General features: G+C 65.3%; 11 protein-coding genes. 7 read left to right on the top strand and 4 right to left on the bottom strand.

Features of this window, described 5'->3' with window-relative positions:
* The first annotated feature begins 47 nt into the window (after window positions 1–47).
* The 3 genes from ACNJX8_RS02925 (at window position 48) to ACNJX8_RS02915 (ending at window position 3,684) form a co-directional block, all read left to right on the top strand.
* A complete protein-coding gene (locus ACNJX8_RS02925) occupies window positions 48–218 on the top strand; it encodes a hypothetical protein (RefSeq protein WP_439359542.1) in 171 nt (56 codons plus the stop codon).
* A 332-nt stretch (window positions 219–550) separates the two neighbouring features.
* Window positions 551–1,759 (top strand): MFS transporter, encoded by a 1,209-nt coding sequence (locus ACNJX8_RS02920; protein ID WP_439359540.1) that lies wholly within the window; start codon window positions 551–553, stop codon window positions 1,757–1,759.
* A gap of 206 nt (window positions 1,760–1,965) precedes the next feature.
* Complete coding sequence (locus tag ACNJX8_RS02915; RefSeq protein ID WP_439359538.1) at window positions 1,966–3,684, top strand: N-acyl-D-amino-acid deacylase family protein; 1,719 nt, start codon at window positions 1,966–1,968, stop codon at window positions 3,682–3,684.
* Between the two features lie 213 nt (window positions 3,685–3,897).
* On the opposite strand, the gene ACNJX8_RS02910 is transcribed toward ACNJX8_RS02915, so the two are convergent.
* Window positions 3,898–5,223 (bottom strand): MFS transporter, encoded by a 1,326-nt coding sequence (locus ACNJX8_RS02910; protein ID WP_439359536.1) that lies wholly within the window; start codon window positions 5,221–5,223, stop codon window positions 3,898–3,900.
* Between the two features lie 146 nt (window positions 5,224–5,369).
* Between ACNJX8_RS02910 and ACNJX8_RS02905 the strand changes: the two genes are divergently transcribed.
* Genes ACNJX8_RS02905 through ACNJX8_RS02890 form a run of 4 tightly spaced genes read left to right on the top strand, consistent with a single transcriptional unit; the run spans window position 5,370 to window position 9,968 of the window.
* Window positions 5,370–6,023 (top strand): ABC transporter ATP-binding protein, encoded by a 654-nt coding sequence (locus ACNJX8_RS02905; protein WP_439359534.1) that lies wholly within the window; start codon window positions 5,370–5,372, stop codon window positions 6,021–6,023.
* Window positions 6,020–8,482: an FtsX-like permease family protein gene (locus ACNJX8_RS02900; RefSeq protein WP_439359532.1), complete on the top strand. Its 2,463-nt coding sequence runs from the start codon at window positions 6,020–6,022 to the stop codon at window positions 8,480–8,482. Before ACNJX8_RS02905 ends, ACNJX8_RS02900 begins: the two co-directional genes overlap by 4 nt.
* On the top strand, window positions 8,472–9,554 hold the full coding sequence (locus ACNJX8_RS02895; protein WP_128930828.1) for a lipocalin-like domain-containing protein: 1,083 nt from the start codon (window positions 8,472–8,474) through the stop codon (window positions 9,552–9,554). Before ACNJX8_RS02900 ends, ACNJX8_RS02895 begins: the two co-directional genes overlap by 11 nt.
* A gap of 27 nt (window positions 9,555–9,581) precedes the next feature.
* Window positions 9,582–9,968 carry an MAPEG family protein gene (locus tag ACNJX8_RS02890; protein ID WP_128930827.1) on the top strand — a complete coding sequence of 129 codons (387 nt, stop codon included), beginning with the start codon at window positions 9,582–9,584 and terminating at the stop codon, window positions 9,966–9,968.
* A 170-nt stretch (window positions 9,969–10,138) separates the two neighbouring features.
* Here the strand turns inward: ACNJX8_RS02890 and ACNJX8_RS02885 are convergent, their stop codons facing one another.
* The 3 genes from ACNJX8_RS02885 to ACNJX8_RS02875 all read right to left on the bottom strand — a co-directional run bounded on the left by ACNJX8_RS02885 (window position 10,139) and on the right by ACNJX8_RS02875 (window position 15,995).
* Window positions 10,139–11,329, bottom strand: coding sequence for an ABC transporter substrate-binding protein (locus ACNJX8_RS02885; RefSeq protein WP_439410308.1), 1,191 nt, complete (start codon window positions 11,327–11,329; stop codon window positions 10,139–10,141).
* A gap of 311 nt (window positions 11,330–11,640) precedes the next feature.
* A complete protein-coding gene (locus ACNJX8_RS02880) occupies window positions 11,641–14,799 on the bottom strand; it encodes an efflux RND transporter permease subunit (RefSeq protein WP_439359529.1) in 3,159 nt (1,052 codons plus the stop codon).
* On the bottom strand, window positions 14,796–15,995 hold the full coding sequence (locus ACNJX8_RS02875; protein WP_164934868.1) for an efflux RND transporter periplasmic adaptor subunit: 1,200 nt from the start codon (window positions 15,993–15,995) through the stop codon (window positions 14,796–14,798). Before ACNJX8_RS02875 ends, ACNJX8_RS02880 begins: the two co-directional genes overlap by 4 nt.
* Between the last annotated feature and the right edge of the window lie 79 nt (window positions 15,996–16,074).

Genomic DNA, 16,074 nt, shown 5'->3' with positions numbered 1-16,074 from the left:
TATTGTCCGGATAGGATCGGGTGCAGCATCACCATCCGGAACCAGCCATGGCCAAGACCGGCAAGCCGAGCCAGCCGCCCAAAATCGCGGACAACAGAGCGCCGAGCGACAAGGCAAAAAAGCCGCTGCCGCCGCGCGAGATCGACGACGACCACGAGGACGGCGACATCGCGACGCCGAAGCGCGACCGCTACGGGCCGGACGACGAGCCGTTGTGAGGCGGTGCCAGGTTGAGTTTGACGGCGCACTGGCGTCACACCCTCCGCCGTCGTCCTGGCGAAAACCAGGACCCATTACCCCAGCGCGGAATGGTGGGACGAGCAAGCAACTCCGAATCTTCGCCAAACTGCTCCTGGGGAATGGGTCCTGGATCGGCGCTCCGCCCCAGACAACGCTGCGCGTTGTCTGGGGCTGCGCTTGTCCAGGACGACGTAGGGAGGCGTTCTCACGTCCACCGCCCGCGCTACCTGCCATGCGCCTGCGTTCATGGACAAATAACCGCTCTGCCCGATAGTTTGCGCCTCCCTTTCGGACGCAAGACGGAACTGCAATGGTCGACGTTCTCGCCGCAGCGCAGCAAGGCAAGGCGGACAGCGCGCTGCGCACGCTGACGGGGATTTCGATCGCGCATTGGGTCAGCCATTTCCATCTGCTGGTGCTGCCGATGCTGTTCCCGTTCCTCAAGAGCCAGCTCGGCGTCGGCTATATCGAGCTCGGCTTCGCGCTCACCGTGTTTGCGGTGGTGTCGGGATTGACGCAGGCGCCGACCGGCTATCTCGTCGACCATTTTGGCGCGCGGCGAATTCTACTGGCCGGGCTCGGGCTTGGCGGCGTCGCGCTGATCTTGCTTGGCCTGCACCTCAGCTACGCCTCGCTGATCGCCTGCGCCGTGCTGCTGGGCCTCGCCAACAGCGTCTATCATCCCGCCGATTACGCGATCCTGGCCGAGCACATGGACGAGGCGCGGATGGGCCGCGCCTTTTCGATCCATACCTTTGCCGGCTTTCTCGGCGGCGCCGTCGCACCGGCCATCGTGGCGGCGCTCGTCACATTGTCCGGCGGCACTGGGGCGCTGATCGCCTCGGGCGCGATCGGCGTCGCGGTGGCGCTGCTGCTGATCGCCATGAACATTCCCGACGCCGGCGCACATAAGAAGAAGCCGGGCAGCGCGAACGCGCCAAAACAGGCCGTCATCACGCCGGCGCTGATCACGCTGACCGCGCTGTTCATGCTGCTGAGCCTGTCGGTCGCCGGCATCAACAATTTCGGCGTGGTGGCGCTGATGAGCGGCTACGGCGCCTCCTACTCCGCCGCCAATGTCGCGCTGACGGCATTCCTCGGCGCCAGCGCCATCGGCGTGCTCGCGGGCGGCTTCCTCGCCGACCGGACTGAGCGCCACGGCCAGGTCGCCGCGGCCTGCTTTGCCGCGAATGCGGCGATCGTCCTGCTGATCGCACTCGCCACGCTGCCCAGCTGGGCTCTCACCACTGCCATGACGGCCGCGGGCTTCCTCAGCGGCGTGATCGCACCCTCGCGTGACATGCTGGTCCGCAATGCCGCACCTCCGGGCGCTGCCGGCCGCGCCTTCGGCATCGTCTCCACCGGATTCAATCTCGGCGGCATCGTCAGCCCGCTGCTGTTCGGCTGGATCATGGACCAGAGCGCGCCGCATTGGGTGTTCGGCGCCTCCGTGATCTTCATGGTGGCGACGGTGGTGCTGTCACCGTTCACGGAGCGGAAGCGGCAAGCCGCGGCGTAGCCACGAATTCATCTGTCGTCCTGGCGAACGCCAGGACCCATTACCCCAGGAAGGAGTCGTCGCGCGAGACTGGTCACTCCAAGTCTTCGCCAAACACAATTCGGTGGTTATGGGTCCCGGATCTGCGCGCGCTTGAGGCGCGCTTGTCCGGGACGACGAGTAGAGAGAATTGCGCAAACAACAACAAAACAGACGGGAAGAAACGCATGACCAATCCTGATCTCGTGATCCGCGGCGGCACCGTTGCGGATGGGCGCGGGGGCGAATTGTTCGAGGCCGACGTTGCCATCACCGGCGGCAGGATCAGCGAGGTCGGAAAGGTTTCGGCCAAGGGCAAGGAGGAGATCGACGCGCGCGGCAAACTGGTGACGCCGGGTTTCGTCGACGTGCACACCCATTACGACGGGCAGGTGACCTGGAGCCAGGACATCACGCCGTCGTCGCAGAACGGCGTCACCACCGCGATCATGGGCAATTGCGGCGTCGGTTTTGCGCCGTGCAGGCCTGCCGACCACACCCGCCTGATCCAGCTGATGGAAGGTGTCGAAGACATTCCCGAGCCGGTGCTGAGCGCCGGGATTCCCTGGGCCTGGGAGAGCTTTCCGGACTACATGGACTGGCTCTCCAAGCGCGATTTCGACATCGACGTCGGCGCCCAACTGCCGCATGCGGCGCTGCGCGTCTATGTCATGGGCGAGCGCGGCGCGCGCCGCGATCCCTCGACCGCCGAGGACAACGCGGCGATGGCGAGGCTCGCGGGCGAGGCGGTGCGCTCCGGCGCGCTCGGCTTCTCGACCTCGCGCACCCTCAACCATCGCACCTCGACCGGCGATTTCACGCCGACCCTGAAGGCGGGCGAGGACGAGCTCACCGCGATCGCCGGCGCGATGCATCGGCAGGGCCGCAGCGTGCTGCAATTCGTGCTCGATCTCTCCACCATCCACGAAGACCTGCCGATGATGCTGCGGGTGGCGGATGCCACCAAATGCCCGATCTCATTCTCGATCACCCAGAACGACAAGGCGCCGCAGCGCTGGCGCCAGACGCTGGACGAGATCAATGCGGCCGCACAGCGAGGCCTCTCCATCACCGCGCAGATCGCGGCGCGCCCGGTGGGCCTGTTGCTCGGGCTCGAGCTGTCGCGCAACCCGTTCCAGACCCATCCGAGCTACAAGGCGATCGCGCATCTGCCGCTGCAGGAGCGCCTCGCGCGGCTGCATCAGTCCGATGTGCGCAAGGCGATCCTGAGCGAGACGGCGACCGCGACCGACGATCAGCTGTTCTTCCGGCCCAACTACGACAAGATGTTTTTGCTCGGCGATCCCCCCGACTATGAGCAGCCGCCGGAGAACGCACTCGGGCCGCAGGCGCGCAGGCAGGGCCGGCAGCCGGAGGAGCTCGCCTACGATGCGATGCTGTCGGACGAGGGCCGCGGCATGCTCTACGTGCCCTTCCTCAACTATTCCGACGGCAACTTGGATGCGACGCGCGAGATGCTGATCGATCCGCAATCGGTGCCCGGCCTGTCCGACGGCGGCGCGCATTGCGGCATCATCTGCGATGCCAGCTTCCCGACCTATCTGCTGACGCACTGGACGCGGGACCGCAAGCGCGGCGAGAAACTGTCGATCCCGTTCGTGGTCGCGGCGCAGTCGCGCAAGACCGCGCTCTCGGTCGGCCTCACCGATCGCGGATTGATTGCGCCCGGCTACAAGGCCGACGTCAATGTGATCGACTACGACCGCCTGCATCTGCATCCGCCGAAGGTGCATTACGACCTGCCGGTCGGCGGCCGACGGCTATTGCAGGATGTCGACGGTTACGAGGCGACGATCGTGTCCGGCGTGGTGACGCGGCGGCAGGGCGAGGCCACCGGGCGCCGGCCGGGGAAGCTGATTCGGGGCGCGCAGGGGGTGGTGAGTTAGCGGAGACTGCATCTGAGACGCGAAGACCGCGCCTCAATCTCCGTGTCGTCCTGGCGAAAGCCAGGACCCATTACCCCAAGAAGAAGTTGTGGCACGAAGCTGGTGACCACAATTCTTCGCAAAACTACTTCCTGGGGTAGTGGGTCCTGGATCAGCGCTCGCTACGCTCGCTTGTCCAGGACGACAGCCTTGGTTGACAGGCAGCGTACCCCCTTACGTCGGCGACACCGCGCTCTTCAGCGCGCTCGCCTGCGAGGCGGCACCACCGGTCAGCCTGGCGCGTTCGGTGTTCGGCCACAGCAGGAGCAGACCGAGCAGGCCGGAGCCGACCATGATCGCGGCGTTGATGGTGAAGCCGGTCATGTAGCCGTCGAGCATGCTGCCGGCATGCTGGATCACGGTGCCCATCACGGCGGGTGCGATGATGCCCGAGAGCGTATAGAGCGCGCCGTAGATCGCGAGGATGGCGCCGCGCTGCGAGGTCGGCGTGAACTCGCCGAGCATGGGCGGGCAGACGACATAGATCGCGCCGCACAGGCCCGTTCCGATCACGAGCAAGGCGAGCTGAAGGCCGGCGCCCTGGACATGCGGCATCGACGCCAGGATCAGGCCGCCGACGATCAGCGGCACGGAGCCGAGCACGCCGCGGGCGACGCGCGTGGTCGAGCCGCGGGCCATCATCAATTGCGAGATCCAGCCGGTCAGGATCACGATGGTGGCGCCGAAGATCCAGGGCAGGGTCGAGATCCAGCCAGCCTGGCTCTGCGAGAAGCCGAGGCCCTTGATGATGAACGGCGTGAACCAGGTCAGCCCGAGCGACAGCGCCCAATAGGCGCCGAAGGTCGCGGCGACGCAGCCGAGGAAGGTGCGCGAGGTGAGAAGCTGAATGTAGGGAATCTTCGTTTCGGTGGCCGCGAGGGCCTGCGTGTCCTCCAGCGGGCCTTCCTTGCCGAGCGCGAGCCAGGCACAGACCCAGATCAGGCCGATGACGCCGAGCGCGCCGAAGGCATAGTGCCAGGAATGATTGACGATGATCCAGTTCAGCGCCGGCACCGCGATGATCACGCCGAAGGCCGAGCCTTGCGACAGGATCGCGGTCGGCAGCGTGCGCTTCTCGTCGGGGAACCATTTGTAGACGGCGTGCGCGGCGACCGAGAAGGCCGGGCCTTCGCCGGCGCCCAGCACGATGCGGCAGATCAGGAGCGTGGTGAAGGAGACGGTGCCGACCATCGGAAACTGCGCCAACGCCCAGACCACCGCGAGCGCCAACAGCACCCAGCGCGTCGGCACCTTGTTGACGATGAAGCCGACCACGATGGCCGAGATCGAGAACAGGAAGAAGAACGAGGAGCCGAGCAGGCCGAATTGCTCCGGCGTGAGCTTGAGGTCCGCCATGATCGGTACGCCGGCGAGGCCGACGACGATCTTGTCGGCGAAGTTCACCAGCATGAACAGGAACAGGAGAAAGGTGATGGTCCAGGCGCCCTTCGGCGTCCCGGTCGGCTTGCTCGCCGCGGACGGCGTTCCCTGAGCGCTCATGAATCTCCCCGTTTATGTCTTTTCGGCAGTTTTTTGATTTGGCCGTCTTGGGAGCTAACAACGGGTTCGAGACCAACGCAACCCGGCATTTCCGCAGCAAGTGTGCTACGCAGCATTTCCGTTAATTCCGTCCGGCGCCATTGATCGTGCTGAGCATCAAAAATCTATCCAAGACCTTCTTCTCGGCCGGCGAGCCGGTCCACGTGCTGCGTGGCGTCGATCTCGACCTCCGGGCCGGCGAGCGGGTCGCGCTGACGGGAGAATCAGGCAGCGGCAAGAGCACGCTGCTGCACCTGATCGCCGGGCTCGATGCTGCCGATAGCGGTTCGATCCGGCTGGCGGATATCGAGGTCACCAAGCTGTCGGATGCGGGACGCGCGGAGCTGCGACGCGACCGGATCGGCCTGGTGTTCCAGCAGTTCAACCTGATCCCGAGCCTGTCGGTCGCGGACAATCTCGCCTTCCAGGCCCGGATCGCCGGCCGACATGATGCGGTCTGGACGAAAGAGCTGGTCGAAAGGCTCGGACTTGGCAGCCTGCTCAAGCGTTATCCAGAGCAATTATCAGGCGGACAGCAGCAGCGGGTCGCGATCGGCCGGGCCTTGGCGACAAAGCCCTCGCTGCTGCTGGCGGACGAGCCGACCGGCAATCTGGACGAAACCACCGCCGAGGACGTGCTGGCGCTGACGCGCGATCTCGTGGCGCGCACCGGCTGCGGCTTCCTGATGGTGACGCACAGCCTGCATCTGGCAGCGACGCTCGACCGCCACCTCACTTTGCATGGGGGGCGCATCGCATGAGGCGCGTACTGTGGGTCCTCGCCGTACTGCTGAGCCATTGGCGGCGCCACAGGATGCAGTTCGCAACGCTGTTGATCGGGCTGATCGCGGCGACCGCGCTGTGGAGCGGCGTGCAGGCGATCAACCAGCAGGCCCGCAGCGCCTATGACCGCGCCGCCGCGACATTCGGCGGCGCGCGCACCGCGATGCTGGTGGCGCCTGATACCGCGACCTTTTCCCAAGAGCTGTTCATAAGACTCCGCCGCGCGGGCTGGCCGGTCTCCCCGGTGCTGGAGGGAAGGGTCCAGATCAATGGACACACAATGCGACTGCTCGGCATCGAGCCGGTGACGCTGCCGGCCGACGTTGGCAATGCACCGCGCCTTGGTGCATCTGATTTGAGCAGCTTTGTTTCGCCGCCAGGCCAGACGCTGGTGGCGCGGGAGACGCTGACCGATTTGCAGGAGCCGGAAGGCGCGGCGCCGGCGATCAGCAGCGGCGCGAAGTTGCCGCCACTGCGCGTGCTGCCGCAGCTCGTGTCCGACGTGCTCGTGGTCGATATCGGCGTGGCGCAGCGGCTACTCAACAAGCCGGCCCAGGTGTCGCGGCTCCTGCTCGGCAAGGCGAAGGGCAAGCCCGCGCCACTGCAAAGCGTCGTCGGCGATCAATTGCAGCGGGTCGAGTCGAATGCGGAGACGGAGCTGGAGCGCCTCACCGACAGTTTTCACCTCAATCTCACCGCCTTCGGTCTGCTGTCGTTCTTCGTCGGGCTCTTCATCGTCAACTCAGCCGTCGGCCTCGCCTTCGAGCAGCGGCTGCCGATGCTGCGCACGTTGCGCGCCTGCGGCGCCTCGGCGCGGCTGGTCAACACGGTGCTGGTGGTCGAGCTGGTCGTATTGGCGCTGGTCGCCGGGCTGATCGGGCTCGTCTGCGGCTATTTCATCGCGGCCGCGCTGTTGCCCGACGTCGCAGCGTCGTTGCGCGGGCTCTATGGCGCGCAGATCCCGGGGCAGCTCACGCTGCGTCCCGAATGGTGGCTGGCCGGTATCGGCATCAGCGTTGCCGGCGCGCTGGTGGCGGCCGCAACCAGCCTGATCAAGGCGATCAGGATGCCGGTGCTGGCAACGGCGCAGCCGCGCGCCTGGCAGCAGCGGCAACGCCGCTGGCTGATCCTGCAAAGTGCTGCGGCGTGCATGGTGTTCGCGGTCGCGCTGCTGCTGCTTCACTATGGGCAATCGCTGATCGCCGGCTTTGGCGTGCTGGCGGCGCTGATGTTCGGCGCGGCGCTGATCCTGCCGGCATTTCTCGAGATCATCCTGCTCCTCGGCCAGCGCCTCGCACGAAGGCCGCTCGCACTGTGGTTCTGGGCCGACAGCCGGCAACAACTCTCCGGATTATCGCTGGCGCTGATGGCGCTGCTGCTCGCGCTCGCCGTCAATGTCGGGGTGTCCACCATGGTGGAGACGTTCAGCCGGACCTTCATCGGCTGGCTCAATGGACGGCTGGCGGCCGACGTCTACATCAGCGCGTCCGACAACACGCAAGGTGTTGCGATCCGCAACTGGCTGCGCGAGCGTAGCGATGTCCAGGCGATCCTCTCGGGCGGACGTGCGGAGGCGCAAGTTCAGGGGCAATCGGTGGAATTGCTTGGCCTGCCCGATCACGCGCTCTATCGCGAGCGCTGGCCGCTCTTGGAAGCCGCGCCGCGTGCCTGGACCCGGCTCGTGCCGGGCAATGCCGCCTTCATCAGCGAGCAGCTGAGCCGCCGCCTCAACGTCCGCGTCGGCGACGTCTTAGAGGTACCGGCACCGGGCGGGACCTGGGAGCTCGACATCGTCGGCATCTATGCCGATTACGGCAACCCCAAGGGGCAGCTCGCGGTCAACGTCGCGGCGCTGATCCGGCATTTTCCGCAGACGCCGCAGACGCGGATCGGGCTCATCGTCGCGAAGGAGAATATCTCCGGCCTGATCGCGGCCTTGCAGAAGCAGTTTTCGCTCGACGATCGCAGCGTCGCCGACCAGGCCACGGTGAAGGCGGAATCGATCCGCATCTTCAACCGCACCTTTGCGGTGACCTCCGCGCTGAACGCCTTTACGCTCGGCGTCGCCGGCATCGCGCTGCTCACGAGCCTGCTCACGCTGGCGAACTCCCGCCTGCCGCAGCTCGCGCCGCTGTGGGCGATCGGGCTCACCCGGCCGCGCCTTGCCGCGATCGAATTGACCAAGACGCTGTCGGTTGCGCTGTTCACATCGCTGCTGGCGGTGCCGCTCGGCCTGTTGGTGGCGTGGTGCCTGATCGCGATCGTCAATGTGAAGGCGTTCGGCTGGCGGCTGCCGTTCCATGTGTTTCCGCTGCAACTGGTCGAACTGGTCGCGGTCGCGCTGCTCGCCTCGCTGATTGCCGCACTGCTGCCGATGCTACGGCTGGCGCGGATGCAGCCAGCGAACCTCGTCAAGGTGTTCGCCAATGAGCGCTGATCGGATCTCACGGCGCGCCTTCGCCGGCGGCGTTGCCGCGCTGGCGCTCGCGCGCCGCGCACGCGCGCAGGGCTATGCCGGGCTCGGCGAGACCGCTGATGGCTTTGCCAAGGTGACGCCGGGGAAGGTCTTCACCTTTCCGAGCGATCACGGGCCGCATCCGGAATTTCGCATCGAGTGGTGGTATCTCACGGCGAACCTCGTCGATAGCAGCGGCGCGGCTTGCGGCCTGCAATGGACGCTGTTCCGCCAGGCGGCGCAGCCGGGCCCGCAAGCCGAGGGCTGGGGCAATCAGCAGGTGTGGATGGGACATGCGGCGGTGACGCGCGCCGACACCCATCGCTTCAACGAGACGTTTTCACGCGGTGGCGTTGGGCAGGCCGGCGTCACGGCCAAGCCTTTCGATGCCTGGATCGACGATTGGGAGATGAAGGGTCTTGAGCGCACCGACGATCGCACGCTGGCGCCGCTGACGCTGAAGGCGTCCGGCATCGACTTCAGCTACGCACTGACGCTGGAGGCCGACCGTCCGGTGGCGTTGCAGGGCGACGGCGGCTACAGCCGCAAGTCGGAGCGCGGGCAGGCGTCCTACTATTACAGCCAGCCGTTCTACCGCGCGCGCGGCACGCTCACCATCGATAACAAGCAGGTCGAGGTGTCAGGCCAGGCCTGGATGGACCGGGAATGGAGCAGCCAGCCCCTCGATGCCGACCAGACCGGCTGGGACTGGCTGTCGCTGCATCTCGCATCCGGCGACAAGCTGATGCTGTACCGGCTGCGGCAGAAGGACGGCCAAAACTATCCGTTCGGCAATTGGATCAGCGCCGCCGGCGAGACGCAGATGATTGCAGGGGGCGAGATCCAGATGATTCCGAAGGCAACCGCGGACGTTGCGGGACGCAAGCTGCCGGTGGAATGGCAGATCGCAATCCCCTCGCGATCGTTCTCGATCCTGTGCAAGCCACTCAATCCAAGGGCTTGGATGGGGACCGGCTTCTCCTATTGGGAGGGACCGATCAGCTTTTCCGGCACGCATGACGGCGTTGGCTATCTCGAGCTGACCGGCTATTGAAGCGCGATCTCTGCGAAGGAACTAACGATGTATCATCTCACCGCCCTCGTCACGCTTCTAGCGATCGCATTTTATTTCTTCACCTGTATCAACGTCGCGCGGTCGCGCGACAAGACCGGCGTCAAGGTGCCGGCGATGTCGGGCCATCCGGATTTCGAACGCGCCTTCCGCATCCAGATGAACACGCTGGAATGGATGCCGATCTTCCTGCCGGCACTGTGGCTGTTCGCGACCTATATCAGCGACGCCATCGCAGCCGGCATCGGCGTGGTCTGGATCATCGGCCGCATCGTCTATTTCATCGGCTATTCCAAGGCGGCGGCAAAGCGCAGCCCGGGCTTCGCGATCCAAGCCCTCGCCGCCATGGCGCTGTGGGCGGCGGCGCTGGGGGCCGTGGTGTTGCGGATGACGTGAAGCCGAGGGCGACACCACACACTCGGTGTCGTCCTGGCGAAGGCCAGGACCCATAACCACAGGACGTGGTTATGGGCACGATGTGGCCACAGCTTGTTTCAACATTTAGGAGCCGGGGTAATGGGTCCTGGCTTTCGCCAGGACGACATTGTGCTTGTTGAACCTCCGCCTCACTTCGTCAGCGGGCAGCCGCTTTCCTTCGCGGTGAAGAAAGCCTTGTCGCCGGGGACGGTGGCGAGCAGCTTGTAATAGTCCCAGGGCTTCTTCGATTCCGAGGGCTTCTTGACCTCGAACAGATACATGTCGTGGATCATGCGGCCGTTCTCGAGCACCTTGCCGCCTTGCGCGAAGTCGTCGTTGACCGGCAGCTCCTTCAGCTTCTTGGCGACCGCGTCCGGATCCTTGGTGCCGGCAGCCTTGACCGCCTTGAGATAGCTCAGCGTCGCCGAATAGGTGCCGGCGTGGATCATGCTTGGCATCCGCCCGGTGCGCTTGAAGAAGCGTTCGCCGAGATTGCGGGTCTTATCGTTGAGATCCCAGTAATAGCCCTCGGTCAGCACCAGGCCTTGCGCGGCCTGAAGCCCGAGGCCGTTCACCTCGGCGAGCGTCATCAGCAGGCCCGCGAGCTTCTGGCCACTGGCGACGATGCCGAACTCAGACGCCTGCTTGATCGAGTTGGTGGTATCGAGGCCGGCATTGGCGAGGCCGACGATCTTCGCCTTGGAGCTCTGCGCCTGGAGCAGGAAGGAGGAGAAGTCCGACGAGTTGAGCGGCACGCGCACCGAGCCGACCACCTTGCCGCCATTGGCGGTGACGATCTCGCTGGTGTCCTTTTCCAGCGCGTAGCCGAAGGCATAGTCCGCGGTGAGGAAGAACCAGGTGTCGCCGCCGGCCTTGGTCAGCGCACCGCCGGTGCCGACGCCGAGCGCGCGGGTGTCGTAGGCCCAGTGGAAGCCATAGGGCTGGCAGGCATCGCCGGTAAGGCGCGAGGTCGCGGCGCCAACGACGATGTCGATCTTCTTCTTTTCTTTGGAGAGCTCATGGATCGCGAGCGCGACCGAGGAGGTCGTCAGCTCCGTGATCATGTCGACGTTCTCGACGTCGTACCAGCGCCGCGCGATCGAGCTGGCGAGATCCGGCTTGTTCTGGTGGTCGGCGGTGACGAGCTCAATCTTGTGGCCGAGCACCTCGCCGCCAAAATCCTCGATCGCCATCTTGGCGGCCTCGACCGACCATTTGCCGCCGTAGTCGGCATAGACGCCGGACTGGTCGTTGAGGATGCCGATCTTGACGCCCTGCGCCGAGGCAGGCACCGCCAACAATACGACCGAGGCCGCGGCGGCCAAGAATGCTGATTTCATATGTTATCTCCCGACAGTCTTCTGTTGTGAAATCGCGCGGATAGTAGTGAAGAACCCCACGCGTGCCCATCCATTTCGCCGTAGGCCGTTAGTTTGGGCGCGCGCTCCACAAGAATGGCGTCGTCCCGGCCTAGTGCGCAATTGCGCACGGGGGCCGGGACCCATAACCCCAGGGAGCAGTTATCGCGCGCAGCTGGTCACCGCGAGTCTTCGCCAAACTCGATCCTGTGGCTATGGGTCCCGGATCTGCGCTCGCGCTTGTCCGGGACGACAGCGTGATTGTGGCTACGCTGATGGACTCCCGACGATGGTCAGCCCGCGACCTCCGCCTTCTTATCCCGCCGCCCCTCCGCCAGGTTCCTCACCACCACGTAGAAGATCGGCGTGAACAGAAGTCCGAACAGGGTGACGCCGATCATGCCGAAGAACACGGCGACGCCGACGGCCTGCCGCATCTCCGAGCCGGAGCCGCTCGAGATCACCAGCGGCAAGACACCGAGGATGAAGGCGAAGGACGTCATCAGGATCGGCCGCAAGCGCAGTCGGCAGGCCTCAATGACAGCCTCGAGCCGCGGCTTGCCTTCGTTCTCGATATCGCGTGCAAACTCGACGATCAGGATCGCGTTCTTTGCCGCCAATCCCACCAGCACCACGAAGCCGATCTGGGTGAGGATGTTGACGTCCTGCCCCATGATGCGCACGCCGATGGTGGCAGCGAGCAGGCACATCGGCACGATCAGGATCACCGCGAACGGCAGCGTCCAGCTGCCATATTGGGCGGCGAGCACGAGATAAACGAACAGCACGCAGATCGGAAACACGTAGAGACCGGCATTGCCGCCGGTGACCTGCTGATAGGACAGGTCGGTCCATTCGAAGCTGAAGCCACTCGGCAGCGTGTCGTCCGCGAGCTTCTTGATGGTGTTGAGTGCGGTGGTCGAGCTGGTGCCCGGCGCCGGCTCGCCCTGCAATTCGGACGCCGCGTAAAGATTATAGCGCGCGACGCGGTCGGGACCCGAGACATCCCTAAACTCGACCACACTGCCGAGCATCACCATGTCGCCGGAGGCGTTGCGCGTGCGCAGGCGTGCGAGATCGCTGGGCTCCTTGCGGTAGGGGAAATCGGCCTGCGCGGTGACGTGGTAGGTGCGGCCGAACAGATTGAAGTCGTTGACATAGGTCGATCCGAAATAGGTCTGGATCGTGTCGTTGATGTTGGAGATGGGAACACCGAGCTTCTGCGCCTTGGTGCGGTCGATGTCGACGAAGAGCTGCGGCGTATTGGCCGTGAACGGCGAGAACACCGAGGTGAGACTTGGTGCCTTGCGCGCGGCGGCGACCAGCTCGTCGGTCGCGGCGGCGAGCATTTCGGGCCCGCGACCCTGGCGGTCCTGGACGCGGATGGTGAAGCCGCCGCCGGTGCCGATGCCCGGCACAGCCGGTGGCGGAATCACGATGATGAACGCGCCCTGGATCGCGGACAGGCGCTTGCGCAGCTCGGCCGTGATGGCGTTGGCGGACAGTCCCTTCTTCAGCCGCGCCTCGGGTTCGTCGAACACTGGAAACAGCGCCGCCGCATTGCCGGCTTGGGTGCGGGTGGCGCCGGAGAAGCCGGCGAAGGCCGCAACGCGGACGATGCCCGGCGTATCCAGCGAGATCCGCTCGATCTCGCGCACGACCTCGGTGGTACGTGCCAGTGACGCCGCACCCGGCAATTGCACGGATACGATGACGTAGCCGCGATCCTGCGCCGGAATGAAGCCCTGCGGCGTGGTCACGATCAGCCAGCCGGCGCTGCCGATGAGCACGACGTAGATCAGGAGCATCGCAACGGAGTGGCGGATCACGAAATTGGCAAGACCGGCATAACCATGCGCCAGCCGCTCAAACACGCGGTTGAACACGCCAGTGAAGGCATCCCAGCCCCGCGCAATGACATTCCAGGCAGCCGGCGGCTTCTTCTCCTCGTGCGGCACCAGGATCTGCGAGGCCAGCGCCGGCGACAGCGTCAGCGAGCAGAAGCAGGAAATCGCAGTCGCGACCGCGATGGTGACCGCGAATTGCTGGAAGAACTGGCCGGAAATGCCGCCCAGGAACGCGGTCGGAACAAACACCGCGCACAGCACCAGCGCGATCGAGACCAGCGCGCCGCCAACCTCTTCCATCGTCTTCAGCGCCGCATCGCGCCGGCTCATGCCGTGCTCGAGATGCCGCTCGACATTCTCGACCACGACGATGGCGTCGTCGACCACGATGCCGACGGCGAGCACGAGGCCGAACAGCGTGAGATTGTTGATGGAGAAGCCCAGCGCCGCCATTACCGCGAAGGTGCCGACCAGCGACACCGGTATCGCGATGATCGGAATGATCGCGGGCCGCCATCCTTGCAGGAACACCAGCACCACGACGACCACGAGCAGCATGGCCTCGTAGATGGTCTTGATCAACTCGTGGACCGACTGCGCGATGAATTCGGTCGGATTGTAGCCGATATTGTAGTCGAGACCGCGAGGGAAGCTCGCCTTGAGCTTCGTCATCGTGTCGGAGATGTTTTTCGCCGTCGCGAGCGCGTTTGATCCGGGCCGCTGGGTCACCAGCATGGCCACCGCCGATTTGCGCAGCAGGAAGCTGTTGGTGGAATACGCCAATGCCCCTAGCTCGATGCGGGCAACGTCGCGCAGACGAACGACCCGGCCGTCGGAGCCGGCCTTGATCAGGATGTCCTCGAACTGCTTCTGGTCCTTCAGGCGTCCCGTGAAGGTCAGATTCGGCTGGAAGGCGCGGTCGGCGATCGGCGGCTCGGCGATCTGGCCGCCGGCGATCTGCAGGTTCTGGGCGCGGATCGCCGCGAGCACCTCGGCCGAGGTCAGGCCGAGATTGGCGATCCGGTCAGGATCGAGCCACAGTCGCATCGAATAGTCGCGTGCGCCAAAGATCTGGATGTCGCCAACGCCGTCGAGACGCAGCAGCTGGTCGCGGACCTGGAGCAGCGCGTAGTTCGAGATGTAGAGCTGGTCGAACGTGTCGTCCGGCGACAGCATGAACACGACCATCAGGATGTCGGGCGAGTTCTTGCGCGTGGTGACGCCGTTGCGCTGCACTTCCTCCGGCAGGCGCGGCTGCGCGATCGCGACGCGGTTCTGCACCAGCACCTGGGCCTTGTCGAGATCGGTGCCGAGCTTGAAAGTGACGGTGATGGTGAGCTGGCCGTTCGAGGTCGCCTGGCTGTAGAGATACAGCATGTCCTCGACGCCGTTGATCTCCTGCTCGATCGGCGCTGCGACCGTGTCGGACACAGTCTGCGCGGAGGCGCCGGGATATTGCGTGGTGACGACCACGGTGGGCGGCACCACTTGCGGATATTCGGAGACCGGCAGCGTTGTGTAGGCGATCGCGCCCACGATCAGCAGCACGATCGACAGCACCATCGCCAGGATGGGCTGGTTGATGGAAAGACGGCCAAGATTCATGACTTGCCACCGGCCGGGGCTTGCGCGGTCTGCGGGGCGACCTTGGCGCCGACGCGGGCGCGCTGGATGCCATTGACGATGACGCGGTCCTCCGCCTTCAACCCTTCGCGGATCACGCGCAGGCCGTCATCGAGCGGCCCGAGCACCACGGGACGCGCCTCGACCGTGTCATCGGGCTTCACCACGAACACGATCTTGCGGGACTGGTCGGTCGCGATAGCGACGTCCGGAATCAGCAGCGCCTCATAGGGCGCGCTGCCGATCAGGCGGACACGCCCGAACTGGCCGGGCAGGATCGACAGGTCGGTGTTCTTGACCACCGCGCGGCTGCGCAGCGTGCCGGTCGAGACATCGAGGCGATTGTCGAGGAAGTTCACGGTGCCCTCATGCGACGGCTTGGTTTCACCGGCCAGCGTCACCTGCACCGGGTTCGCGGTGTCGCGCGAACTTGGGCGCCGCCCCTCGAACCATAATTTGCTGTATTTGATGAAGGTCGCCTCATCCATGTCGAAATAGATGTAGATCGGATCCAGCGTGACGATCGAGGTCAGCAGCGTCGAAGCGCCGTTGTCGCTGCCCTGCACGAGATTGCCGGGACTGACGAGGTGGCGGCTGACGCGACCGGTCAGCGGCGCCGTCACATGCGTGAACTCGATGTTGAGCTTGGCGGCCTTCAGCGCGCCCTCGGCCTGCGTCTCGGCCGCATGTGCGGCCTGCAAGGCCTGGCGGCGCTGATCGACGACCTGCTCCGAGACCGCGCTGGTCTGCACCAGGTTGAGACCGCGGTCGAGCTCGCGCTTGGCAAGCTCCACTTTGGCCCGCGCGTCCGACAGCTGACCCTCTGCCTGCGCAGCCACCGCCTCGAACGGACGGGAATCGATCACGTAGAGCAGATCGCCCTGACGCACGATGGCGCCGTCCTGGAACTCAACCGAGTTGACGAAGCCGCCGACGCGAGGGCGCACCTGCACCTCCTCGACCGCCTCGAAGCGACCGGTGAACTCGTCCCAATCAGTGACAGTGCGCTTGACCGGTTGGGCGACCGTCACCGGCGCCGGCGGCGGGGCAGCGGCCTGCGACGCCGGCTTGTCGCAGCCGGACAGGGCGAATGCCGCGGCGAGAAGCCCGGCAATTGCGCTGTGCTGAACGAAATCGTGCTTTTTGACAATCTGCTCGCTTCCGTCCGGTCCAGTCATCCCAGGTCCTCGCATAAAAGCCGCGGAAAATGCGGGATAGGCGCCCACTCGCGGGGGACACAACATGGGCGGCAATGAT

It is taken from the genome of Bradyrhizobium sp. SPXBL-04, assembly GCF_051853035.1.
GTDB classification, from domain to species: Bacteria; Pseudomonadota; Alphaproteobacteria; order Rhizobiales; family Xanthobacteraceae; genus Bradyrhizobium; species Bradyrhizobium zhanjiangense.
This window is presented reverse-complemented; position numbering and strand designations above follow the sequence as displayed.